At 71.1% G+C, this 22,432-nt stretch carries 20 protein-coding genes; 16 read left to right on the forward strand and 4 right to left on the reverse strand.

Annotated features, from left to right (window positions below; translation table 11 throughout):
* Window positions 1–250: 250 nt before the first annotated feature.
* Window positions 251–2,590 (reverse strand): ATP-binding protein, encoded by a 2,340-nt coding sequence (locus ACZ7MG_RS36570; RefSeq protein WP_471383928.1) that lies wholly within the window; start codon window positions 2,588–2,590, stop codon window positions 251–253.
* A 157-nt stretch (window positions 2,591–2,747) separates the two neighbouring features.
* Here ACZ7MG_RS36570 and ACZ7MG_RS36575 point away from each other — a divergent pair, with 157 nt between their 5' ends.
* The 8 genes from ACZ7MG_RS36575 to ACZ7MG_RS36610 are packed head-to-tail and all read left to right on the forward strand — an operon-like array spanning window position 2,748 to window position 10,509.
* Window positions 2,748–4,265 carry an FAD-binding oxidoreductase gene (locus tag ACZ7MG_RS36575; RefSeq protein WP_471383925.1) on the forward strand — a complete coding sequence of 506 codons (1,518 nt, stop codon included), beginning with the start codon at window positions 2,748–2,750 and terminating at the stop codon, window positions 4,263–4,265.
* Between the two features lie 47 nt (window positions 4,266–4,312).
* A complete protein-coding gene (purU, locus tag ACZ7MG_RS36580; RefSeq protein WP_471383922.1) occupies window positions 4,313–5,218 on the forward strand; it encodes a formyltetrahydrofolate deformylase in 906 nt (301 codons plus the stop codon).
* A gap of 22 nt (window positions 5,219–5,240) precedes the next feature.
* Complete coding sequence (locus ACZ7MG_RS36585; protein ID WP_471383919.1) at window positions 5,241–6,452, forward strand: FAD-dependent oxidoreductase; 1,212 nt, start codon at window positions 5,241–5,243, stop codon at window positions 6,450–6,452.
* Entirely contained in the window at window positions 6,449–7,402 is a 954-nt protein-coding gene (locus tag ACZ7MG_RS36590; protein WP_471383916.1) for an alpha/beta fold hydrolase, read from the forward strand. Before ACZ7MG_RS36585 ends, ACZ7MG_RS36590 begins: the two co-directional genes overlap by 4 nt.
* Window positions 7,399–8,157, forward strand: coding sequence for an SDR family NAD(P)-dependent oxidoreductase (locus tag ACZ7MG_RS36595; RefSeq protein WP_471383913.1), 759 nt, complete (start codon window positions 7,399–7,401; stop codon window positions 8,155–8,157). The genes ACZ7MG_RS36590 and ACZ7MG_RS36595 overlap by 4 nt, the downstream gene beginning before the upstream one ends.
* A 36-nt stretch (window positions 8,158–8,193) precedes the next feature.
* Entirely contained in the window at window positions 8,194–9,090 is an 897-nt protein-coding gene (locus ACZ7MG_RS36600; RefSeq protein ID WP_471383911.1) for an LLM class F420-dependent oxidoreductase, read from the forward strand.
* Window positions 9,087–9,419, forward strand: a complete 333-nt coding sequence (locus ACZ7MG_RS36605; RefSeq protein WP_471383908.1) for a nuclear transport factor 2 family protein — start codon at window positions 9,087–9,089, stop codon at window positions 9,417–9,419. The genes ACZ7MG_RS36600 and ACZ7MG_RS36605 overlap by 4 nt, the downstream gene beginning before the upstream one ends.
* Window position 9,420: 1 nt before the next feature.
* Complete coding sequence (locus ACZ7MG_RS36610) at window positions 9,421–10,509, forward strand: NADP-dependent oxidoreductase (RefSeq protein ID WP_471383905.1); 1,089 nt, start codon at window positions 9,421–9,423, stop codon at window positions 10,507–10,509.
* A 98-nt stretch (window positions 10,510–10,607) separates the two neighbouring features.
* Here ACZ7MG_RS36610 and ACZ7MG_RS36615 read toward each other — a convergent pair whose 3' ends face one another.
* Genes ACZ7MG_RS36615 through folD form a run of 3 tightly spaced genes read right to left on the reverse strand, consistent with a single transcriptional unit; the run spans window position 10,608 to window position 13,407 of the window.
* A complete protein-coding gene (locus ACZ7MG_RS36615; protein WP_471383903.1) occupies window positions 10,608–11,678 on the reverse strand; it encodes a maleylacetate reductase in 1,071 nt (356 codons plus the stop codon).
* Complete coding sequence (locus tag ACZ7MG_RS36620; RefSeq protein ID WP_471383900.1) at window positions 11,675–12,547, reverse strand: dioxygenase family protein; 873 nt, start codon at window positions 12,545–12,547, stop codon at window positions 11,675–11,677. Before ACZ7MG_RS36620 ends, ACZ7MG_RS36615 begins: the two co-directional genes overlap by 4 nt.
* The gene (gene folD, locus ACZ7MG_RS36625; protein ID WP_471383897.1) at window positions 12,544–13,407 is read right to left on the reverse strand and encodes a bifunctional methylenetetrahydrofolate dehydrogenase/methenyltetrahydrofolate cyclohydrolase FolD; all 864 of its coding nucleotides are present in this window, start codon (window positions 13,405–13,407) and stop codon (window positions 12,544–12,546) included. The genes ACZ7MG_RS36620 and folD overlap by 4 nt, the downstream gene beginning before the upstream one ends.
* A gap of 252 nt (window positions 13,408–13,659) precedes the next feature.
* Between folD and ACZ7MG_RS36630 the strand changes: the two genes are divergently transcribed.
* From ACZ7MG_RS36630 to ACZ7MG_RS36665, 8 genes are all read left to right on the forward strand, one after another.
* The gene (locus tag ACZ7MG_RS36630; protein WP_471383894.1) at window positions 13,660–15,105 is read left to right on the forward strand and encodes an aminomethyl transferase family protein; all 1,446 of its coding nucleotides are present in this window, start codon (window positions 13,660–13,662) and stop codon (window positions 15,103–15,105) included.
* 72 nt (window positions 15,106–15,177) lie between these two features.
* A complete protein-coding gene (locus ACZ7MG_RS36635) occupies window positions 15,178–16,017 on the forward strand; it encodes an SDR family NAD(P)-dependent oxidoreductase (protein ID WP_471383893.1) in 840 nt (279 codons plus the stop codon).
* On the forward strand, window positions 16,014–16,958 hold the full coding sequence (locus ACZ7MG_RS36640; protein WP_471383890.1) for a PDR/VanB family oxidoreductase: 945 nt from the start codon (window positions 16,014–16,016) through the stop codon (window positions 16,956–16,958). Before ACZ7MG_RS36635 ends, ACZ7MG_RS36640 begins: the two co-directional genes overlap by 4 nt.
* A 30-nt stretch (window positions 16,959–16,988) precedes the next feature.
* Window positions 16,989–18,140: a serine hydrolase domain-containing protein gene (locus tag ACZ7MG_RS36645; RefSeq protein WP_471383887.1), complete on the forward strand. Its 1,152-nt coding sequence runs from the start codon at window positions 16,989–16,991 to the stop codon at window positions 18,138–18,140.
* A 13-nt stretch (window positions 18,141–18,153) separates the two neighbouring features.
* Window positions 18,154–19,332, forward strand: a complete 1,179-nt coding sequence (locus tag ACZ7MG_RS36650; protein ID WP_471383884.1) for a cytochrome P450 — start codon at window positions 18,154–18,156, stop codon at window positions 19,330–19,332.
* A 39-nt stretch (window positions 19,333–19,371) separates the two neighbouring features.
* Window positions 19,372–20,118: an SDR family NAD(P)-dependent oxidoreductase gene (locus ACZ7MG_RS36655; RefSeq protein WP_471383881.1), complete on the forward strand. Its 747-nt coding sequence runs from the start codon at window positions 19,372–19,374 to the stop codon at window positions 20,116–20,118.
* Between the two features lie 60 nt (window positions 20,119–20,178).
* Window positions 20,179–21,186: an NADP-dependent oxidoreductase gene (locus ACZ7MG_RS36660; RefSeq protein ID WP_471383879.1), complete on the forward strand. Its 1,008-nt coding sequence runs from the start codon at window positions 20,179–20,181 to the stop codon at window positions 21,184–21,186.
* A 319-nt stretch (window positions 21,187–21,505) separates the two neighbouring features.
* Window positions 21,506–22,369: a GntR family transcriptional regulator gene (locus ACZ7MG_RS36665; protein WP_471383876.1), complete on the forward strand. Its 864-nt coding sequence runs from the start codon at window positions 21,506–21,508 to the stop codon at window positions 22,367–22,369.
* Window positions 22,370–22,432: the final 63 nt, after the last annotated feature.

A 22,432-nucleotide genomic window follows, 5' to 3' on the forward strand; every position in this document is an offset into this window, starting at 1 on the left:
CCTCGCACACGAACTCCGCACGGCGAAGGCCCACCCTGCCCGGGTGGGCCTTCGCCGTTTCGTCCGTCCGCCGTACCTGTCCGCGCGGCAGAAGCGCTGCGGCAGCGCCGCGGAAGCGCGGCCGGATCACGGCCGACTCGCGGCGGAAACAGGTAGCCCGATCAGGTAGTTCTCCGCGTTCGCCCACCGGCCCCCGCGCGGCAGGCTGCGGGCACTTCGGAAAGAGGTGCTCATGCCTGGATTCACCGGCTCAGCCGCCGTGGCCGACCCGCGCTGCCGCTCGTGCGAGCGCGCGCTGTTCGGTCACCCAGGCGGCGATCTGGGCACGCGAGGTGAAACCCAGCTTGCCCAGGATGCGCTGGACATGGCCTTCGGCGGTGCGGGTCGAGATGACCAGCGCGGCGGCGATGTGCTTGTTGCCCTGGCCGTCGGCCACCAGCTGCGCCACTTCCCACTCCCGCTTCGACAGCGCCTCCGGAACGTCCGGGGCGGCCACGGGGGTCCCGCCGGCCGTACGTCGTCCGCCGGCGACGACCTCGGCCGCCTGCGCCAGCGTCAGCGCCCTTCCCTCCTGGAGCAGTTCGGCGAAAGCGGCCCCGCCCAGCGCGTCGCGGACGTCGTCGACGCAACCGCGTCGCAGCTCGTCGAGGACCGTGAACGCGGGGAAACGGTGGGTCTCGGCGGCGCCCATGAGAAGCGCGGCCTCCTTGTGGCGTCCGGTCGAGGCGAAGTACAGCGCGCCGCTCTGCACACAGGAGCCCATGCCGAAACGGTCGTCGAACCGGCAGGCCAGCCGGGCACTGTGCTCCTGGGCGAGACGCGCACTGCCGAAGCTTCCGTGCTGCCACTCGGCCAGGGCCGTCGTCCACTGGATGTAGCCGAAACCCCAGTTCTCGCTCGACGCTCCGGGTACCGCGAGGAACTCCTCGCAGTACCGCCGGCCACGCTCCCAGTCGCCGTTCAGCGTCCAGGCCATGCCCAGCAGGCACAGCGTCTTGCCGGTGCTCATCCTGCTCCCGGCCACCCGGAACGCGTCGAGCGCGAGGTCCAGCCGGGCGCAGGCGGTGGCGAGGTCGCCCTGGTGGATCGCCAGGAGCCCTTCGACGAACCGCAGATTTCCGGTGACGGAGGGGTCCGCGACCTCGGCCGCCGTCGTGTTCGACGCCGCCAGCAGGTCGTGCGCGCTGTCGCCGCTGATGACGGCGAGATACGCGGCGGCCGTGAGGGCCAGCGCACGACCGGCCGTCGGCTCGGCCGGTGCGATGCCCAGCCCCCGGTCCAGCCAGGCGCGCCCCTCGGCGACCAGGCCGGTCATCACCCAGTGGTACCAGAGGGCCGAGGCCAGCTGGAACCCGTCCTCCGCTCTGCCCTTGTCCTCGAAGCAGTAGTCGAGCGCCGCGCGGATATTGGCGTGGTGGCCCCGGACCTGGCCGACCCAGTCCTGAGCACGCTCGGTCAGCAGACCGCCGGAGGCCTGGCTCGCGAGCCAGAGACACCACTGCGCATGGCGTCGACGCAGCCGGTCCCATTCCCCCGGTTCTCCCGCCCCGGTCACCCGTTGCAGCGCGTACTCGCGCAGCAGTCGGGGCAGCCGGTACCACGACCCGCCGGTTCGCTCCTCACGGACGAGCACCGACTTGTCGATCAGGCCGGCCACGAGGTCGAGCACCCGCTCGTCGGAGATGACCGCGTCGGTGCACACATGTTCGACCGCGGGGAGGTCGAAGCGGCCGGTGAACACGGTGAGTCGTTCCCACAGCAGCTGCTCCTCGGACGAGCACAGCGCGTAGCTCGACTCGACCAGCGTCTGCAACGTCCGCTGCCGCTGCGGAGCGCCCCGCTTGGCGGAGACCAGCACGCGGTAGGCGTCGTGGAGGCGGCCGTCGAGTTCGTCGAGGGCCAGGACGTCGAGCCGGTCGGCGGCGAACTCGATCGCCATGGGCAACCCGTCCAGCCGTCGGCAGATACGCGCGACCGTGGCCAGCCGGGCGTCCGAGTCGACGACGTCGGCGCGCACGGCGGCGGCGCGTTCCACGAAGAGCGCCACCGCGTCGTAGCCCATCAGCGCGGCGGCCTCGGCTTCCGGTCCGTCGTCGGGCGGGACCGGCAACGGGCCGACGGCCACCACGGCCTCGCCCGCCACATGGAACGGCCGGCGGCTGGTGCTGAGCACCTTGAGGCCGGGCGCGGCGCGCAGCACGCCGGCGACGAGCCTCGCGCACGCGTCGACCACCCCGTCACACCCGTCGAGCAGCAGCAACGCCTGCTTGGTGCGGAAGTGGTCGGCCAGCTGGGCCTCCACGGGCGCGTCACCGTCGTCACGCAGCCCGAGGCCGAGCAGCACCGTGGACGGCAGGAGGGCACCGTCGGCGAGATCGTCGAGCTCGATGAGCCAGGCCCCGTCGGCGAAGGAACCGGACACCTCCGCGGCGACCCGCCGGGCCAGCCGGGTCTTTCCGACGCCCCCGGTGCCGGTCACCGTGACCGCGCGAAAGCGTTCCAGCGTTTTCTTCAGAGTGGGCAGCTCCGCTCGGCGGCCGACGAAACTCGTCACCTCGGCGGGCAGATTGCCTCGTTGCAGTCGTGCCACAGCCTCACCCTAACGAATTGTTTCGGACAGATGAAGAGTCCAAGACAAACGATTCCGTCACTCCGGCACAGCAATATCGACGCCTGCGGAAAAGGCCGGCGGACACCATGAATTTCTCCGCACATATCAACAGTCCATACCTGAGAAAGGCACTGGCATGACGACGGTTCCCCACGGGACGACCCCGGCCGCACTCGACAAGGCGCTCGCCGCCTTCACCGCCGAACTCGGCGACGCCGCCGTGATCAGTGAACCCTCGGCCCTGCGCGCGTTCCGCGACCCCTACACCTACCGGGACTCCGACGAGTTCGACGCCTCGGCCGCGCTGCTGCCCACCAGCACCGAGCAGGTGCAGGCCGTCGTCCGGATCGCCAACGAGCACGGGGTGCCGCTGTCGACGTTCAGCCAGGGCCGCAACAACACCTACGGCGGGCCGGCTCCCCGGCTGCGCGGCAGCGTTCTGGTGAACCTGCGGCAGATGAACAAGATCCTGGAGATCAACCACGATCTCGCCTACGCGGTCGTCCAGCCGGGCGTGCGCTGGCAGGACCTGTTCGACGGCCTGCAGAAGGACGGCGGTGACCTGTGGACCTCCATCCCCGACCTGGGATGGGGCAGCGTCATCGGCAACTCCCTGGAGTACGGCATCGGTTACATGCCGTACGGCGACCACGCGCGCAACCTCTGCGGCCTGGAGGTGGTCCTGCCGGACGGGTCCCTGCTGCGCACCGGCATGGGCGCGATGGAGGGCAACCCGGCCCGCTACACCTACCCGCACAGCTACGGCCCCTCCTTCGGCGGGCTGTTCCAGCAGTCCAACCTCGGCATCGTCACCAGCGCCGGCTGGTCGCTCATGCGCCGCCCCGAGACCTACGCGGCCTGCTGGGCCCGCTTCCACGGCTACGAGACCCTCGGCAAGGTCGTCGACGCACTGCGCGGGCTCATGCTGGACCGCACGATCGAGAACCTGCCGATGCTCAACCGGGGTCTGGAGTTCGACGAGAACGGCACCATGTCCCTCGACCCGGACGGCGACGGCTGGTCGGCGCGGTTCGCCCTGTACGGCCGGGCGGCGATGGTCGACGCCCAGTACGCGGTGGTCGAGGAGACGCTGCGTGCGATACCGGGCGTGGAGGTCGTCCGCCGCACCTTCGACGCCACGGACCTCACCGGCCCCGCCAACCACGACGAGGGAGTCCAGCGCGGCATCCCGGACATGGACCTGCTGGACCCGAAGCTGCTGCCCTACGGCGAGGTGACCGGCCACCTCGACTTCTCGCCGGTCGGACCCTGCCAGGGCGACGCGGTGGTACGGGCCGAGAAGCTCATCCGCTCCCTCTACGCCCGCCACGGCCACGGCTACGTCAACGGCCTGTACCTCACCCCCCGCAGCGCACTGCACATCAGCACCACGTTCTTCGACCCCCGCGACGAGGAGCAGACCCGCGGCGTCTACGCGGGCTACACCGACCTGGTCAAGGAACTGGCCGCCATCGGCTACGCGCCGTACCGCACCAACCTCCAGCACATGGATCTCGTCGCGGAGCAGTTCGCGTTCGGCGACCACGCGCAGCGCAGGCTGGCCGAGACGATCAAGGACGCCATGGACCCGAACGGGATCCTCGCCCCCGGCAAGTCCGGGATCTGGCCGCGCCGGCTGCGCGACCGCGCCTGAACCACCGCGCACGAACCACCCCCGTACGACAGTCAAGGAGGACCGTCATGTCCGTCGACGTGGCCGCAGCAGCCGCCCCGCCGCAGTCCGCCGCACCCACCCAGGACCTGGGCCGTCTGCTCATCAGCTGCCCGGACCGGCCCGGAGTGGTGTCCGCCGTCAGCACCTTCCTCACCGGGGCCGGCGCCAACATCGTCTCGCTCGACCAGTACTCCACCGAGCCGGTGGGCGGCACGTTCCTGCAGCGCACCACCTTCCGGCTGCCCGGACTGACCGCCGCCCGCGCCGAGTTCGAGCGGGAGTTCCGCGAGACGGTCGCCGCCGACCTCGCGATGGACTTCCGGCTGACCGAGGCGTCGAAGCCGAAACGCGTCGCGGTCATGGTGTCGAAGACCGACCACTGCGTCCTGGACCTGCTGTGGCGCAACCGGCGCGGCGAACTCGACATGACCGTGGCGATGGTGATCAGCAACCACCCCGATCTCGCCGACGAGATCCGCCCGTTCGGCGTGCCGTTCGTGCACATCCCGGCCACCCGGGACAACCGCGCCGAGGCCGAGGAGCGCCAGCTCGAACTGTTGAAGGGCAACGTCGACCTGGTCGTCCTCGCCCGCTACATGCAGATCATCACGCCGCGTTTCCTCGCCGAGGTCGGCGCACCCCTGATCAACATCCACCACTCCTTCCTGCCCGCGTTCATCGGCGCGGCGCCCTACAAGCGGGCCAAGGAGCGGGGCGTGAAGCTCGTCGGCGCGACGGCGCACTACGTGACCGAGGATCTCGACGAGGGCCCGATCATCGACCAGGACGTGGTCCGGGTCGGCCATCACCACACCACCGCCGACCTCGTCCGGCTCGGCGCGGACGTCGAACGGGCGGTCCTGTCCCGCGCGGTGCGCTGGCACTGCGAGGACCGGATCGTCCGGCACGAGAACCAGACCATCGTCTTCTGAGAGCCCGCTGGGAGATACGACAGTGACACGACCGTCCACCGACGTACTGGTCGTCGGCGCGGGCCCAGTGGGCCTGCTCACCGCGCTCGGCCTCGCGCGGGCCGGCCTGAGCGTGACCGTCCTCGAACGCGAGGCCGCCATCGGCGACTCGCCCCGCGCCATGACCTACCTCTGGTTCGTCCTCGACGGACTGGCCGAACTCGGGGTCCTGCCCGACATGGAGCGCGAGGGCGTGCGCTCCCTCGACGGGCTGACCCTGCGGGTGTTCGGCACCGGCGAGGTCATCGAGTGGGGCCAGGTCTCGCTGGAGGAGACCACCGGACGCCCGTACAACAACCTCCACCTGGGCCAGGACCGGCTGGGCGGGATCACGCTGCGCCACCTGGAGAAGCAGCCCGGCGTCTCGGTCCACTGGAACACCACCGTCACCGGTCTCGTCCAGGACGACGACGGGGTCCGCGTGACGGCCCGAACACCGCAGGGGGAAGCCGAGTTCACCGCCTCCTGGGTGGTCGGCACCGACGGCGCGGGCAGCACGGTCCGCAAGGCGCTGGGCCTCGGCTTCGACGGCCTCACATGGCCGGAGCGGTTCGTGGCGACCAACGTCCGCTACCCGTTCGACGCGTACGGGTTCAACGACGCCAACATGGTCGTCGATCCGCGGTACGGCGCGGTCGTCGCGAAGATCGACGACGAGGGCCTGTGGCGAGTGACGTACGCCGAGGACGCGGACCTCCCGGCCGAGCAGGTCGTCGAGCGGATGTCCGTCTTCTTCGACACCTTCCTGCCCGGCTCCAAGGAGTTCGAGCTGGTGCACCACTCTCCCTACCGGCTGCACCAGCGGTCCGCCGAGCGGTACCGGGTCGGCCGGGTGCTGCTGGCCGGGGACGCCGCGCACGCCACCAACCCGACCGGCGGCCTGGGCCTCACCTGCGGCCTGCTCGACCTGTACGTGCTGTACCCGGCGCTGGCGGCCGTCGTACACGGCGAGGCCGAGGCGGACGTACTCGACCGGTGGGCCGAGGACCGGCGGCGGAAGTTCCTCGACATCGCCTCCCCGATGGCGAGCGAGTTCAAGCGGCTCGTCTACCACTCGACCGATCCCGATCGGCTGGAGGCGGACCTGGCCGGTCCCCGCTCGGTCGCGGGCGACCCGGAGAAGGTGCGGGCGGCCCAGCTCGGCATGGCCGACCTGCGTTCGCCCCAGCTCGTCCCCACGGCGGTGACGTCATGAGCGGCCGGGGATTTCGCTGGGTGGAGGGCGGCCGTTCGGACGCGCCCATGGGTACGGCGCCCAGCGGGGCGATGTACGTCGAGTGGGAGACACCCGACGAGCCCGGCAGCGGCTGTCCTGTCGTCCTCGTCCACGGTGGCGGCGGACAGGGCACCGACTGGCTCGGCACGCCCGACGGCCGCCCCGGCTGGGCCCGGCTGCTGGTGGATCGCGGCCGGCCGGTGTACGTCGTCGACCGGCCCGGCTACGGGCGGGCCTCGGGCACCGACCAGGAGAAGCGGGGCCCCGCGCCCACGCTGGAGATGACCGCGGGAATCTTCGCGTCCGGCACCGACCCCCGGCACACCCAGTGGCCGGGGCCGGGCGGTCCCGACGATCCCGCGGTCGTGCAGCTCGCCGCGAGTTCGGCGAGCATCCCGCTGGACCAGGCGGCCGCCCAACAGCGGGACGGAGACCGGCTGGTCGAACTGCTGGAGAGCATCGGCCCCGCCGTACTGATCACCCACTCCCTCGGCGCCCCGGCCGGCTGGCTGGCCGCCGCCAACCGCCCGGACCTGGTCAAGGCGGTGGTGGCCCTCGAACCGCCCGGGCCGCCCTTCCTGAACGCGCCGCAGCTGGGCCTGTCCCTCGACTGGGGCCTCACCTCGGCGCCCCTCCCCTACGAGCCGGCCGTGACCTCTCCGCAGGAGCTGCGGGAGGCGGGGACACGGACCGTGCCCGGACTGCGGGGACTGCCCGTGGCGGTCGTCGAGGCCGAGGCGTCGCCGTTGGGCGGCGGAGCGGGCGCGGTCGCGGCGTACCTGACGGAGGTGGGTGCCCGCGCCGAGCACCTCCGGCTCGCCGACCACGCGGTCCATGGCAACGGCCACGGCATGGTCCTCGAACGCAACAACGGCGCGGTTCTCGACACCGTCCTGAACTGGCTGAACAGCATAGGAGTCACCTCATGAACAGCAGTCAGGACATGACCGGCCGGGTCGCCCTGGTCACCGGGGGAGGCGGCGGCATCGGCCGCGCCACCGCCCTCGCCTTCGCCCGCCGTGGGGCCCGGGTCGCCGTGCTCGACATCAACGGCGACCTGGCCGCGCGGACGGTCAAGGAGATCAAGGCGATCGGCGGCTCGGCCGAGGTGTTCATCGTCGACGTGTCCGACGCGGCGTCCGTCGATAGCGCCGTGAGCGCCGTCGTCGACCGCTTCGGCCGACTGGACTTCGCGCACAACAACGCCGGGGTGGAGGGCGAGGTGACCCGCCTCGCCGACGTCACCGAGGCCGACTGGAACCGTGTCATCGGCATCAACCTGACCGGCGTCTGGCTGTGCCTGCGCGCCGAGATCAAGGCCATGAGCGGCAAGGGCGGCGCGATCGTCAACACGGCCTCCGCGTCCGGGCTGGTGGCGCGGCCCGGCGGTCTGTCGACCTACGTCGCCAGCAAGCACGGTGTCGTCGGCCTGACCAAGGCCGCGGCCGTCGACTACGCCGCCGACGGGATCCGCATCAACGCGGTGCTCCCGGGCCCGATCGCCACACCGTTCACCGAGGACCTGCCCCAGGAGATCAAGGACCAGCTCCTGTCGCTGACCCCGATCCGCCGATTCGCACAGCCGGAGGAAGTCGCCGAGTCGGTGGTGTGGCTGTGCGGCGACGCCGCCTCGTACATGGTCGGCGCGGCCCTGGCCGTCGACGGCGGCGTCGTCGCCTACTGATCCACCCCTTCGGAACCCAGCACGGCAGGAGGACGAATGAAATTCGCCATCGGATTCGCGACCATCGGAGCGTCGATGGAGCCGGGCGGCCTCGCGAGCCTCGCACGGACCGCGGAGGAGCTCGGCTACGAGTCGATCTGGTCCGTCGAGCATCCCGCCATCCCGGAGAACTACGTCTCGACCTACCCCTACAGCCCGACGGGCCGTATCGAGGCACCTTCGGAGGCTCCGCTGCCCGATCCCTTCACTCCGCTCGCGTACGCGGCGGCGGTCACCACGCGGCTGCGGCTGGCCACGGGCGTCTGCATCCTTCCGCAGTACCACCCGATCCAGCTGGCCAAGATCTGCGGAACCCTCGACACGCTCTCCGGGGGACGCTTGATGCTCGGTGTCGGAATGGGGTGGCTGCGCGAGGAGTACGAGGCGCTCGACTGCGACTTCGACGACCGTGCGGCGCGAGGGCGGGAATCCATAGCCGCGATGAGATCCCTGTGGACGGAGTCGCCCAGCGAGTTCCACGGCCGGTTCTTCGACTGGCCGCCGGTCCACTCCTCACCGAAGCCGGTCCAGCGGGGCGGGGTGCCGATCCACGTGGGCGGCCACACCGAACTGGCCGCCAAGCGGGCCGCCCGCTACGGCAACGGGTTCTTCCCCGCCGTACCGAGCCCGGAAGCCATGGCTCCGCTGCTGAAGACCCTGCGGACCGAGTGCGACAAGCTCGGACGCGACTACGAAGAGATCGAGATCAGCGCCGGCGCCACCCAGAACCTCATCGCCGACGTCGTACGAGGCTACGAAGACCTCGGCGTCTCCCGCGTCTTCGTCGTCCCGAACGGCTTCACCCAGGACGAGGTGCGCGAAGGGCTGGTGCGCTACGCGGAGACAGTCATGGCGGAGATCGGCGCCGAGCAGCCCGAGGCGGTGACGTCATGAGGCTTGAGGAACTGGCCGACCGTCTCGAGATCATCGAGCTCTACGGCCGCTACGTGCACGCCGCGGACGCCAAGCGGGCCGACCTGCTCGACGAGGTGTTCCTGCCGGACTGCGTGATCGACTACACCGACGCCGGTCTGCCCACCACCTTCACCTGGGAGGAGGCCAGGGGCGGCGGTTTCCTCACCGGCGAAGGCTTCGACCACGTCTTCCACATCTCCGTCAACCAGGTCATCGACTTCGAGGACGACGAGCGGACGGTCGCGCACGCACGCTGGTTCGGCGACGAGCTGCGGGTCTTCCGCGATGCCGCTGAGATGGTGGACTGAGATGGCCACCGCATCGGCGAGCAGCGCCGGACAACTGCCGCGCGAACAGGCCTGGGTCATCCAGAAGCCCTCGGTGGGCCGCTACGCACCCGACTGCCTGCGCCTGGAGGAGCGGCCGCAGCGACCCCTGGAAGAGGGCGAGATCCGGGTACGCACCGTGTACCTCTCGCTCGACCCCTCGTATCTCACGCAGTTGCGCCTGGGTGACGCGGCGTACGTCGTGCCCCTCGACGTCGGCGACGTGATGAAGGGCGTCGTCCTGGGCGTCGTCGAGGAGACGCGCGCACCGGACTTCGCGCCCGGCGACGTCGTCAGCGCACTGGCGGACTGGTCGACGCATCCGGTCCTCGCGACCGGCGCCGGGGGACCGATTCCGCCGACCAGGATCGCGCGGCAGCCCGGGGTGCCGCTGAGTGCCCACCTGACCGTCTTCTCCCACATCGGCCTGGTGGCCATGATCGGGATGGGTGAGATCGCCAAGCCCGCGGCGGGCGAGACGGTCCTGGTCTCGGCTGCCGCCGGGGCGGTGGGGACGATCGCGGCCCAGATCGCCCAGGCCTACGGCTGCCGGGTGATCGGGATCGCCGGCGGCAAGGAGAAGTGCCGGTTCCTGCTCGACGACCTCGGGCTCGACGGCGCCATCGACTACCGCTCGGAGAGCGTGGACGAGGCACTGGGCCGACTGTGCCCCGGGGGCGTCGACGTGTACTTCGACAACGTGGGGGGCGAGATGCTCGACACCGTCCTGCTCCACCTCGCGAAGCGGGCGCGGGTGCTGCTGTGCGGGGAGATGTCGCAGTACGACCTTCCCGATCCGTCCCAGCGCCACGGGCTGAAGAACACGTTCCGCCTCGTGCTGGCCAGCGCCCGGATGGAGGGCTTCATCCCGCCGGACCACGCCGACCGCTACGAGGCGATCTTCGCGGAACTGGGCCGGCTGTTCATGACCGGGGCCGTCCGGCACCGCCCGCACATCGTGGCCGGTATGGAACAGGTGGCGTCCGCGCTGCAGTTGCTCCTCACCGGTGGCAACCAGGGCAAGCTGATGGTTCAGGTGGCGGACGACCCGTGGGACACCGTCCCCGGCTGACCCGGCACACGCCTCGGACGCGCCGCTGCCCACCGGAGAGATGCCCCGGTGGGCAGCGGCGCAGCGGCATGTCCGTCACACCGATGCGGCAGCGGTGGTCACGGACTGCCCGGAGCCCGGCCGTGCCAGGCGCGTTCGAGGAGGGCGCGGACCGCCATCTCCTCCAGCGGTGCCGGATTGGCGTACGGGGAGGCGAGCACCCTGCGGACCACCTCGTCGAGGTCGCTCTCCCGCAGTCCGAGATCGCGCAGCCGGGTCGGGGCCGCCATGGTCACGGCGAACTCGTGCAGCGCGGCACCGGCCTCCGCGCCCGGCCTGGCCAGAGCCAGGGCGACCACCTCCGCCGCCTGCGGCGCGGCGCCGGCGTTGTAGGCGAGCGCATGGGGCAGTACGACGGTGTGCGCCGGGGCGTGCGGCAGACCGAGCCCGCCGAGCACATGGCACAGCTTGTGGTGCAGGGACATCGTGGTCGAGTCCAGGGTGACCCCGGACAGCCACGCCCCGTACAGGGCTTCGTGCCGGGCCCCCGGCTCGGTGGCGAGCCGGGGCAGCGCACCGACGAGCCGCCGGACCGCCTCGGCCGCGACCAGGTCCGTCATGGGCGTACGGTCGGGGGCGTAGAGGGCTTCCACCGCGTGCGCGAGCGCGTTGAAGGCCGAGGGGACCGCCAGTTCGGCCGGGAAGGACGCGAACAGGGCCGGGTCGTACAGGACCGTGCGCGGCGCGACCACGGGGTCCCGGCCGGTCCGTTTGACGCCGTCCTGGGTCAGGCCCCATACGCGTGTCATCTCCGAGCCGGAGTACGTCGTCGGTACGGCGACGATCGGGATCCTCGACGCGAGCGCGACGGCCTTGGCCAGGCCGACCGCCGAGCCGCCGCCGACGGCCACGAGTCCGTCGGCCCCCGCGTCAACGCACTGGGCCCGCACCGCCTCGGCCTGCTCCACGGGAACGTGCATCCGCGCGTCCTCGACGGCGGTGACCAGCCGGGAGCCGAGGATCTCCGCCGTGCGTGCGGCGTATCGGGGGCCCGCGACGGCCGCCACCCTGAGCAGTCCGAGCCGGTCCGTCTCGGCAGCCAGGTCGTCGAGCGCGCCGTCGCGGAAGACCACCCGGACCGGGCGCTGCTCGTGGACGAATCCGTCCTCGGGGAGGTCGGGCACCGTCATCCCTCCTCGGGGCGCAGGGTGATTGCGACGTGCGCGTGCCGGAAGGGCGCGGGGAGGTCGTGCGCGGCAGCCGGCTCGCCTCCACTCACCTCCTCGAAGTCCAGCACCAGGCTCTCCTTGACCCCGAACACCGCGTCGGAGTCCAGGTAGTCGGAGCCCGCGACGAACACATGGGTGGTCAGCGGCCGGTGGCCCTCGGCGCCGACGATGAAGTGGATGTGCGCCGGGCGGTAGGGATGCCGGGCGGTGGCCTTCAGCAGTTGCCCGACCGGGCCGTCGTCGGGGATCGGGTAGGCCGCGGGAAGGATGGTCCGGAAGTGGAACCGGCCGTCCTCGTCGCAGGTGAACAGCCCGCGCAGGTTGAGGTCGGGCACCTCGCCGGGCCGCTGGACGTCGTAGAACCCCTTCTCGTCCGCCTGCCACACGTCGACCAGCGCCCCGCCGAGCGGCCGGCCGTCGGCGCCGAGGACCTGGCCGGTGACCAGGGTGGGCTCGCCGCCCTCGGCGAGGGAGATCGAGTCGCCGAGGGCGCGCGGCGGCGAGTCGACCATGTGGAACGGGCCGAGCACCGTCGACTCGGTCGCCGCGGGGCCGGAGCCGCCGTGGTCGAGGGAGTCGACGAGCATCGACATGCCGAGGACGTCGGAGAGCAGCTGGAACTCCTGCCGTACGTCCGTGCAGGCGTGTCCGGTCCGGGTCAGGAAGTCGATCGCGGTGTCCAACTCGGCCTGGGTCAGGCCGACTTCCTTCGCGAAGGCGTGCAGATGCTCCACCAGCGAGGTGACGACGGCGCGCAGGCGCGGGTCCGGGGTGTCGGCGAAGGCCTCGGCCACGACCTCGGCGGAACGTTCGGCGGAGAACAGTGTCATCGGTCGGTCCCCCCGTACGCGGCGGTCGCGGCCGCCAGGGTGTTGGACAGCAGCATGGCGATGGTCATCGGGCCGACTCCGCCGGGCACGGGGGTCAGCAGTCCGGCGACCTCGGCGACGGCCGGTGCGTCCACGTCTCCGATCAGGCCGTCGGGGCCGCGGTGGATCCCGACATCGATCACGGTCGCGCCCGGGGCGACGGCGTCGGCACCGACGATCCCCGGCTTGCCGGCGGCCACCACGAGAACGTCGGCCAGCCGGCACATTCCGGGCAGGTCGCGGGTGCGCGAGTGGCACACGGTGACCGTGGCGTTCCGCTGCTTCAGCAACTGCGCCATGGGCTGCCCGACGAGCACCGACCGTCCCACGACCACGGCGTGGGCGCCTTCGAGCGGCACGTCGTAGGCGTCGAGGATCCGCATCACGCCCGCCGGGGTGCACGGGCGCAGGCCCGGGCGGCCCTGGGCCAGCAGACCGGCGCTAGTCGTGGTCAGACCGTCGACGTCCTTGCCTGCCGGGATGCGCTCGATGAGCGCCTGGGCGTCCAGGTGCGCCGGGAGCGGCAGCTGGAGCAGGATGCCGGAGACCGCCGGATCCACGGCCAACTCGTCGATCGTCGCGGCGACTTCGGCCTGCGCGGCGGTGGCGGGAAGGCGGCGGTGGAGGTCGAGCATGCCCGCCTCGACGCACTGCCGCCGCTTGTTGCGGACGTACACCTCCGATGCCGGGTCGTCGCCCACGAGGACGGTGGCGAGCCCGGGTGTCGTGCCGCCCGCGGCCCGGAACGCCTCCACCCCCTTCGCGACCTCTTCGCGTACCTGGCGGGCCAGGGCGGTGCCGTCGAGTCGTACTGCAGTCATACGTCGTCCTTCGAAGTGTCCCCGCGTCGGCCTGCCCAGCGGTGCGCAGCTCTGTCTGACAGCTGATAGCCGACGGCTGTCTGCCTTCGCACGCTAACCGATCCCGAGGCGCCCAAGCGGCCTCCGACGTGGAGCAGGTAGCGCGAACGCGTAGTTCTGCCCTATGTCGTCGTCCCTGGCCGGGCGCAGCATCCACGGGAATTCACCGGTGCCGACTACAGCGTCGTGCCGCACCGACCAGAGAGGTTCGACATGGCCGAGATGCCGCAGAGCAAGGTCTTCCCCCACTCCCCGTTCGTGCCGTACGACCCGGTCGTCCAGTTCCACGAGACGGCGGCCTGGTGCTTCGGCGGCGACGCGGAGGCGTGGGAGTACACGGGCTGGCGGGACGAGGTGCTGGCCGCGACCACGACCGCGTCGCTGCACGGGCACCTCAACCCCTCGCCCACGCTGCGCCTGACGGGACCGGACGCGCCGGCCTTCCTCTCCAGTGTGTGCGTCAACAGCCTCGCCAACTTCCAGGTGGGCGCGTCCCGGCACGCGATCATGACGGACGAGCAGGGGCGGGTCGCCTCGCACGGGATGCTGCTGCGGCTGGCCGAGGACGACTTCGTCACGTACTGGCTCTCGCCCTACCTGGGCTACCGGCTGGCCCAGCGCCCCGACCTGGATGTGACCGCCGAGGACCTCACCGGCCAGGTCTTCCTCTTCCAGCTCAGCGGCCCGCGGTCGCTGGAGGTCCTGGAGGGCGCCGCCGGGGAGAACCTGCACGACGTCAGGTTCCTCCGGCACCGCCTGGCGTCGATCGCCGGCGCGGAGGTCCGGGTCATCCGGATCGGCATGTCGGGCACCCTCGCCTACGAGGTGCACGGGCCGGTGGAACACGCCGTCCCCGTGTACGAGGCGCTGATGGCGGCCGGCGAGGAGTACGGGATCCGCAAAATGGGCGTGCAGGCCTACATGTGCCAGCACACCCAGGGCGGCTTCGGGCAGTCGTACTACCACTTCCCGCTGCCCTGGGGCGAGGACGAGAACCTCCAGGCGTTCTTCGCCGGCCTGGGCTTCCCCCCGATCGGCAAGGACCTGCGGCTGCACGGCAGCGTGGGGGCGGACATGGACCGCCGCTACCGCACCCCGTACGAGCTGGGCTGGGGTCACATGGTGAAGTTCGACCACGACTTCATCGGGCGCGAGGCGCTGGAGCGGGAGGCCGCGGAAGCCGCCAGGACCATCGTCACGCTGGTCTGGAACCCCGAGGACATCGCGGATGTCTACCAGTCGCAGTTCCGCAAGGGCGCCGAGCACCCCTACATGAACATGCCCAACCACTTCATGTACGAGGTCGGCGACCGCGAGCACCGGCAGAGCCTGTGGGCGGACCGGGTCCTGGTGGACGGGCGGGACGTCGGCACGTCGTCCGGCCGGTGCTTCAGCGCGCACTCCGGCGAGATGCTCTCGCTCGCCACGGTGGAGACCGCCGTCGCCCAGGAGGGCACCGAGGTCGTCGTGCTCTGGGGCGATCCCGGCACCCGGCAGAAGGAGATCCGGGCCACCGTCGCCCGCTTCCCCTACCTCGTCGAGCCGGTCCGCAACGAGAAGTTCGACGTGTCGACGATCCCGAGCAAGTACGAGCCGGCGACGACGGGGGCCGCGGGGGCTGCGGTCGCCGCGGGCGAAACGCGTACCGCGAACGCGTAGTTCTGCGCTACGGCGCCGTGCGGCAGGAATTCGATGATCGGCTCACCACCGGGTGAGGACGGAAGGAAGACGATGAAGTCGTTGCGGGGCAAGGTCGCCGTCGTGACAGGGGCCGCGAGCGGGGTGGGCCTGGGCCTGGCCGAGCGGTTCGCCGAGGAGGGGATGAAGGTCGTCCTCGCCGATGTCGAGGAGGCGCCCCTGAGGGAGGCGGCCGAGCGGATCCGCGCCCGGGGCGGCGAGGCGATCGCGGTCCGCACCGACGTCCGCTTCGAGGAGGAGGTCCAGCGGCTGGCGGACGCGGCCGTGGAGGCCTTCGGCGGGGTACACGTGCTGTGCAACAACGCCGGCGTCGAGACCGGCGCGGAGTTCTCCGACATCGCGGCGGAGAGCTGGAAGTGGGTCCTGGACGTCAACCTCTGGGGGGTCATCCACGGCTGCCGGGTCTTCCTGCCGCTGCTGCGGCAGCAGGAGGAGGCGCACATCGTCAACACCGGTTCCGGTGCCTCCTTCTCGGCCCAGCTGCCGACCTTCGCGCCCTACATCACGTCGAAGTTCGCCGTTCTGGGGCTGAGCGAGAGCCTGGACATGGAGCTGCGGGCCAACCACGAATCCGTGCGGGTGTCGTTCCTCGCGCCGATCGCCAAGACCCGGATGCCGGAGGCGGAGCGCAACCGGCCCGAGAACGTCCCCTCCAGCGAGGGAGACGCCCTGCGCGGCAAGGTGCTGGACACGATCCGCGCGGTCACCGCCCAGATCGGTCTGGAACCGGCGGAGTTCGCCGAGCTGGTCGTGGACGCGCTCCACGAGAACCGGTTCTTCGTCGTCGTACGGCCGGAGGACTCCGCCGCCGCGCTGGAGCAGCGCATCGCATGGCTGAGGGGCGGCCCGGCACCCGAGCAGGCCAAGCCGTGACCGCCGACAAGGTGCTCCTGCGGGTACGCGCCCGCTTCTCCGCCTCGTCCACCGTCGCCGGAATCGTGCTGGAACACCCGGAGGGCGCCGAACTGCCGGCCTGGGCTCCCGGCGCGCATCTGACGCTGCGGCTGCCGACCGGTGTCGAACGGCAGTACTCGCTGTGCGGCGACCCGGCCGACCGCGGCACGTACCGCCTCGGCGTGCTCCTCGAACCGGCCGGGCGCGGCGGGTCGGCCTGGGTGCACGCACACCTCCACCCCGGTGAGCACATCACCGTCACCGGGCCGCGCAACAACTTCGAGCTGGCCCCGGCCACCCGCCACCACTTCGTGGCGGGCGGAGTCGGGATCACACCGATCCTGCCGATGGTGCGGGAGTGCGTGGCGCGCGGCACGGACTGGCGGCTCACCTATCTGGGCCGGTCCCGTGCATCGATGGCGTTCCTCGACGAGTTGGGGCCGTTCGACGGATGTGTGCGGGTGCATGTCGACGAGGAGTCCGGCGTCGCCGACATCGAAAAGCTCCTCGACGGCACCGACGAGGACTGCCTCGTGTACGCCTGTGGGCCGGAAGGCCTGCTGCGGGCCGTGGAGGGGGCCATGGCCTCTCGCCCGGCGGGGAGCCTGCGCGTCGAACGGTTCGCGCCCCGGGAGCCCGGTCCTTCCGCCGACCGGCCCTTCACCGTGACCTTCGCGAGTTCAGGGATCACGGCGGAGGTGCCCGCCGACGAGTCGATCCTGGACGTGGCCGAGCGCCACGGGCTGCCCGTCGACTACTCGTGCCGCGAGGGCACCTGCGGCACCTGCGAGACGGCGATCCTCCGCGGCCGGGCGGACCACCGGGACGCGGTGCTGTCGCCCGAGGAGAAGGAAGCCGGCGAGACGCTGCTGATCTGCGTCTCCAGGGCCCTGACCGCCGAGCTCGAACTCGACCTCTAGCTCCGGAACTTGTGAGGAGAACACCCACCCATGGGCCAGACAGGTTTCGCCCAGGACCGCCTCGACCACTTCTGCGAGGTCGTCGAAAGTGACGTGCGGTCAGGCCTCTACTACGGCGGCGCCTTCCGCATCGCGCGGGGCGGAGAGACCGCTCTCGATGTCGCGATCGGCCACGGCGACGCCGACGGCACCCTTCCGGTCCGTACGGACTCGGTGTTCTCGGTGTTCTCGGTGACGAAGGCGTTCATCAACGTCCTCGTGCTGCGCGCCGTCGAGCGGGGCCAGTTCGGGCTGACCACGAAGATGGTCGACCTGGTGCCCGAGTTCGCCGGCCCGCCCCGGGAGCGGGCCACGATCCTGCACTTCCTCACCCACACCACCGGCATGCCGGGTGTCTGGGAGCCGAAGGCAGGGCAGCCCTGGGACCGCCTGGACGAGACGGTCGCCGCCGTGTGCGAGATCATCCACGGCACCAGCGAGCCCGGCACCCGCTGCGACTACGCCCCCATGGCCAACCACGCCCTGCTCGCCACGGCACTGGTCCGCACCGACCCGCAGCGGCGGTCCATCACCGAGATCCTGCACCAGGACCTCTTCGCGCCGCTCGACATGCGCGACACGACCCTCGGCATCCGCCCCGGGTCCCGCGCCCGGCACCTCGTCCCCGATCCGCGCGGCACCGTCCCGATCAAGGTGCTCTCCCACGAGAACGACGACGAGTTCGGGCTGTTCACCGCGGAGCACAACGAGTGCACCTGGGCGGGCGCCTCGTCCACCTCTCGCGACCTGTTCCGCCTCGCGGAGATGCTGCGGAACGAGGGCACCCTCGAAGGCGCGCGCGTCCTCTCCCCCCGCACCGTGCGCATGGCCCGGCGGGTATGGACCGGGGACCTGCCCAACGAGCTGTACAAGGCGGTCGCCCTGCGCGCGGGCTACCCGCCGCCCCCGGCCAACATGGGCCTGGGCTTCAACGTGCGCGGCCCCGAACTCGTCAACCATCAGCTGGGCACGCTGACTTCGCCGGAGACCTTCGGCAACTACGGCGCCGGAAGCATGGTGTTCTGGGTCGATCCCGAGCTGGACATCACGTTCGTCGGCCTGACCGCCGGTCTGCTGACCCAGGCGCGCAACATCGAACGCTTCGAACGACTCGCCGACATCGTCGTCGGCGCCGCACTGTGACCGGGAGCCACCGATGACCCTCACCGACGTGCCGTGGATCACCGCGGGCACCACCGATCTGCGCGAACTGGAAGAGGCCCGCGACCGGAGCTGGATCGCGCGCAGCGACCGGGGTTACGAGGTGCTCAGGTACGGCCCCGGCCTGGGTGTGCTGGAGCATCCGTCCCTGCTCAAGGGCCCCTCGTTCCTGAAGCGGCTCGACGACCTGGGCATCGTCGACGGTGAACTCCGCCGGTTCTGGAACCAGGTCGTCACCACCACCGAGGGCGACCAGCGCAAACGGATGCGGGTGCCGCTGGCGAAGCTCCTACGACCGATGCAGATCTCGAAACTGAAAGAGACCGTGCGGCAGACCGTCCACGACCTCCTCGACGAGATCGACGACCCCACCGACGTCGCTCTCCTCGACGCGCTGGCGTGGAAGATCCCGTCCCGCCTCTACTGCCATCTGGTCTCCGCACCCGTCGAGTTGGCCCCGACGGTGGCCCGGCTCTCGGACAGCGTGCTCGGCCCACTGCTCAACAACGAACTCGACCGCAGGCAGGAGTTCATCGACGCCACCTGGGAGGCGATCGCTCTCGCCCGGGACCACATCGGAGCCCGGCGCGAGGACCTCGGGGACGACTTCACCTCGGCGATGATCCGGCAGGAGGCGGCCGGTGACCTGACCGAGGAGGAGGTCCACGCCGAAGCGGTGGCGATCCTGACGGCCAGCATCGACAACACGGTCCACCAGATCGGCATCACCTTCGGCAAACTCCTTGAGAATCCCTCCCGTTGGCAGGCCGTCGTCGCCGACCCGTCGAAGATCCCGGCCGCCGGTGAAGAGGCCGTCCGGCTGCGCCCTCGCTTCAACACGATCTTCCGGCTCGCCGAGAAGGACCTGGAGATCGACGGGTTCCCGATCGAGGCCGGCGCCTGGGTCTACGTCTCGGTCCGCGCGTCGATGCGGGACCCCGAGGTGTTCGAGGACCCCGGGACCTGGCGCCTGGACCGGCCGACCGTACGCCAGATGATGTTCGGCGCGGGCCCCTACAACTGCCTCGGCCAGCACCTGGCGCGCCTGGAGATCAACGAGGCGGTACTGGCGGTCGCCCAGCGCTTCCCGGGACTGCGGCTCACCGACGACTTCGCCACTCAGGAGAGCAACGCGGTCACGGAGGTCACGCGGCTCCAGGTCTCGCTCGTCTGATTCCCCTCTCTGCCGAAGATCTTCTCAAGGAAACGATCAATGACCCTCACTTCCAAGGTCGCCGTGGTGACCGGTGCCGGACGCGGGATCGGCCGTGCGGTCGCCGCCCGGCTGGCAAAGGACGGCTTCCACGTCGTGGCAGCGGACCTGGACGCGCCGGGCGCGCACGACTGCGCCGAGGCGGTACGGGACTCGGGCGGACAGGCCGAGGCCTTGCTCCTGGACGTCACCGAACGCGCCGCCGTGCGGGCCGCGTTCGCCGACATCCACCAGCGCCTGGGACGCGTCGACGCACTCGTCAACAACGCCATGTGGATCAAATACGCGCCCCTCGTCGACTTCAACGAGGACGCCGTCGACGCCATGTTCGGCATCGGCGTGAAGTCGGCGATCTGGACCATGCAGGCCGCGATCCCCCTCATGAAGGCACAGGGCGGCGGGGCGATCGTCAACCTCTCCTCCCCGGCCGCCGTACGCAGTGTTCCCGGCGGCGCCCTGTACTCGGCGGTCAAGGGCGCGGTCACCAGTCTCACCCTGCAGTCGGCGGGCGAGCTGGGCCGGGACGGGATCCGGGTCAACGCGGTCATGCCGGGCTCCGTGCCGACGGAGGGTGCCAGGGCCGTGGTCGACGACTCCGGCTTCGAACTCCGCAAGACCCGTACGCCAGTCGGGCGCCTCGGCCGCCCCGAGGACATCGCCGCGGCCGTCGCGTTCCTCGTCTCCGCCGACGCCGGCTTCGTCACCGGACACGTGCTGGCGGCGGACGGGGGATTCAGCGTCACCTGAGCGGGGCGCGTCACCTGAGCCGGGCGTCAACGGTGACGCCCACGAAGAAAGCAGATGCCCATGAAGACTCATGCCTGGGTCGTCGCGGAAGCCTCCGTAGGCAAGTACGACCCCAAGTGCCTGCGCTGGGAGGAACGCGACGTCCCCGAAGTGCCGGACGGCCAGGTCCTCGTCAGAACCACCCTGCTCTCCATCGACCCCACCTCCCGCAACTGGCTCAAGCTCGACCCCGAGACGACGTTCATCCCGATCGGCGTGGGCGACGTCATGATCGGCGTGGCCGTGGGAGATGTGGTGGAGTCACGCGTCGAGGGGTTCGCGCCCGGCGACCTGGTCAGCGGCCTCTGGGGCTGGGCGGAGCACTCCCTCGCCGACCCGCGCTACATCCAGCGCCACGACCGGGACGCACGCATCCCCGACGAGGCGTACGCGTCCGTCTTCTCCCACGTCGGCCGGGCGGCCGCGATCGGTCTCGTCGAGATCGGCCGGGTCAGGCCCTCGGACACGGTCGTCGTCTCCGCGGCGGCGGGGGCGACCGGGTCGCTCGCCGTGCAGATCGCCAAGGCGAAGGGCTGCCGGGTCATCGGCATCGCCGGCGGCGAGCGCAAGTGCCGCCAGGTGGTGGAGGAGTTCGGCGCCGACGACGCCATCGACTACCGGACCGCGGACATACGGGCGGCGATCGCCGAGAAGTGCCCGCAAGGGGTGGACCTGTTCTTCGACAACGTCGGCGGCCCGATCCTCGACGCGGTCCTGGCGAACATGGCGTGGAACTGCCGGATCGTCGTCCGCGGCGCGATGTCCCAGTACGACCTCCCCGACGCCGACTCGGCCTACGGCCTGACCAACGTCCCCCGCCTGCTGTACAAGTGCGCCCGCATGGAGGGCTACGTGGCCGCCGCGTACGCCGAGCGCTACGCGGAGTTCGACGACATCCTCCGGGGCCTGTACCTCGACGGCTCCCTCGTCGCCCGCTCCCACGTGATCGAGGGTCTGGCGAACGCGCCGGAGTCCATCTCCCTGCTGCTCGACGGCGGCAACGACGGAAAGCTGATGGTGAGGGTGTGACGGGGGATCTCAAGCAGTAACGTCGACACCGGTCGTGCAAGGAGGGTGTCATGACCATCTATACATAGATATATTCTAAAGCGCGATGGAGTCGGCCCGGCTCGGGAGACCGCCGGGAGGCTTGCTCGTAGAGCCGCCGATTCGATGTGCCGTAGCGTCCGAGGTGACGGGTGGCCCCCTGACCTGGGGTGATGTGGGCGATTGCGAAAAGGGCGTTTACTGTGTGGTAACAACACAGTAGTGATGTAAGCGCCCCCATGTACCCGTCGGCCGCCCCGCTCGGCCCGCCCGACACCCGACTCGGCTCGCAGGAGGACCCGTGGAGCAGGCCGTACCGCGCTCGCGCCAGGCCGCCGCCGCGAGTGTGCCGGACGTCGCCGCCGCCCGTCCGGCGTCGGCCTACCGTGTGCCCGCGCAGCCCGGAGTCGCGGACGTCGACCGGGAGCGGGGTATCGCCGCCGACGGCCGGCCCGGTGCCGACGCGGCCCGGGGCGAGCACACGCACAGCGAGACGCCGATCCCGTTGCCGCGCGCCCAGGGGCGGCCCGTCGTCCAGCGGGCCTCCGTGCGCGGGCAGATCCTGGACGCGCTGCGGGCCGCGCTCGCGGGCGGGGAGCTGACACCCGGCGAGGTGTACTCGGCGCCGGCCCTCGGTGAGCGGTTCGGGGTATCCGCGACGCCCGTGCGCGAGGCGATGCAGCAACTGGCCATCGAGGGCGCGGTCGAGGTCGTGCCCAACCGGGGCTTCCGGGTCGTCCGGCGGGGCGCCCGCGAACTGGCCGAACTGGCCGAGGTGCGGGCGCTGCTCCAGGTGCCGGTGGTCACCCGGCTCGTGCGTACGGTGCCGGCGGAGCGGTGGGCCGAACTGCGGCCCCTCGCCGACGAGACGGCCCGCGCGGCGTCCTCCGGGTGCCGGGCCGCGTACGGCGAGGCGGACCGGGCCTTTCACCGGGGGGTTCTGGGGCTGGCCGGGAACGAGCAGCTGCTGCAGATCACGGACGACCTCCACCGGCGTACGCAACTGCCGCTGGGGGGTGGCCAGGTGGGTGCCTTCGGCAGTGGGGGCCGGGTGGAACTGATGGCTGACGCCGCGGAGCACATCGCGTTGCTGGACGCGTTGGTGGCGGGCGACTTGGAGGCGGCCTGTTGTCTGGTGGAGCGCCACTTCGGGGTGGCGGGCTGAGGGTTCGTCGGCGGGTGCGGGTCCGGTGGGGCTTCTCGCGCAGTTCCCCGCGCCCCTAAAAGA

The sequence above is a fragment of the Streptomyces sp. NPDC107538 genome, from assembly GCF_055657445.1.

What these genes read in the sequence shown, in the direction of transcription:
- ACZ7MG_RS36575 (WP_471383925.1), top strand. Translation starts at nt 2,748, where the DNA reads ATGACGACGGTTCCCCACGGGACGACCCCGGCCGCACTCGACAAGGCG.
- purU (WP_471383922.1), top strand. Translation starts at nt 4,313, where the DNA reads ATGTCCGTCGACGTGGCCGCAGCAGCCGCCCCGCCGCAGTCCGCCGCA.
- ACZ7MG_RS36590 (WP_471383916.1), top strand. Translation starts at nt 6,449, where the DNA reads ATGAGCGGCCGGGGATTTCGCTGGGTGGAGGGCGGCCGTTCGGACGCG.
- ACZ7MG_RS36595 (WP_471383913.1), top strand. Translation starts at nt 7,399, where the DNA reads ATGAACAGCAGTCAGGACATGACCGGCCGGGTCGCCCTGGTCACCGGG.
- ACZ7MG_RS36600 (WP_471383911.1), top strand. Translation starts at nt 8,194, where the DNA reads ATGAAATTCGCCATCGGATTCGCGACCATCGGAGCGTCGATGGAGCCG.
- ACZ7MG_RS36605 (WP_471383908.1), top strand. Translation starts at nt 9,087, where the DNA reads ATGAGGCTTGAGGAACTGGCCGACCGTCTCGAGATCATCGAGCTCTAC.
- ACZ7MG_RS36610 (WP_471383905.1), top strand. Translation starts at nt 9,421, where the DNA reads ATGGCCACCGCATCGGCGAGCAGCGCCGGACAACTGCCGCGCGAACAG.
- ACZ7MG_RS36615 (WP_471383903.1), bottom strand. Translation starts at nt 11,678, where the DNA reads ATGACGGTGCCCGACCTCCCCGAGGACGGATTCGTCCACGAGCAGCGC.
- ACZ7MG_RS36620 (WP_471383900.1), bottom strand. Translation starts at nt 12,547, where the DNA reads ATGACACTGTTCTCCGCCGAACGTTCCGCCGAGGTCGTGGCCGAGGCC.
- folD (WP_471383897.1), bottom strand. Translation starts at nt 13,407, where the DNA reads ATGACTGCAGTACGACTCGACGGCACCGCCCTGGCCCGCCAGGTACGC.
- ACZ7MG_RS36630 (WP_471383894.1), top strand. Translation starts at nt 13,660, where the DNA reads ATGGCCGAGATGCCGCAGAGCAAGGTCTTCCCCCACTCCCCGTTCGTG.
- ACZ7MG_RS36635 (WP_471383893.1), top strand. Translation starts at nt 15,178, where the DNA reads ATGAAGTCGTTGCGGGGCAAGGTCGCCGTCGTGACAGGGGCCGCGAGC.
- ACZ7MG_RS36645 (WP_471383887.1), top strand. Translation starts at nt 16,989, where the DNA reads ATGGGCCAGACAGGTTTCGCCCAGGACCGCCTCGACCACTTCTGCGAG.
- ACZ7MG_RS36650 (WP_471383884.1), top strand. Translation starts at nt 18,154, where the DNA reads ATGACCCTCACCGACGTGCCGTGGATCACCGCGGGCACCACCGATCTG.
- ACZ7MG_RS36655 (WP_471383881.1), top strand. Translation starts at nt 19,372, where the DNA reads ATGACCCTCACTTCCAAGGTCGCCGTGGTGACCGGTGCCGGACGCGGG.
- ACZ7MG_RS36660 (WP_471383879.1), top strand. Translation starts at nt 20,179, where the DNA reads ATGAAGACTCATGCCTGGGTCGTCGCGGAAGCCTCCGTAGGCAAGTAC.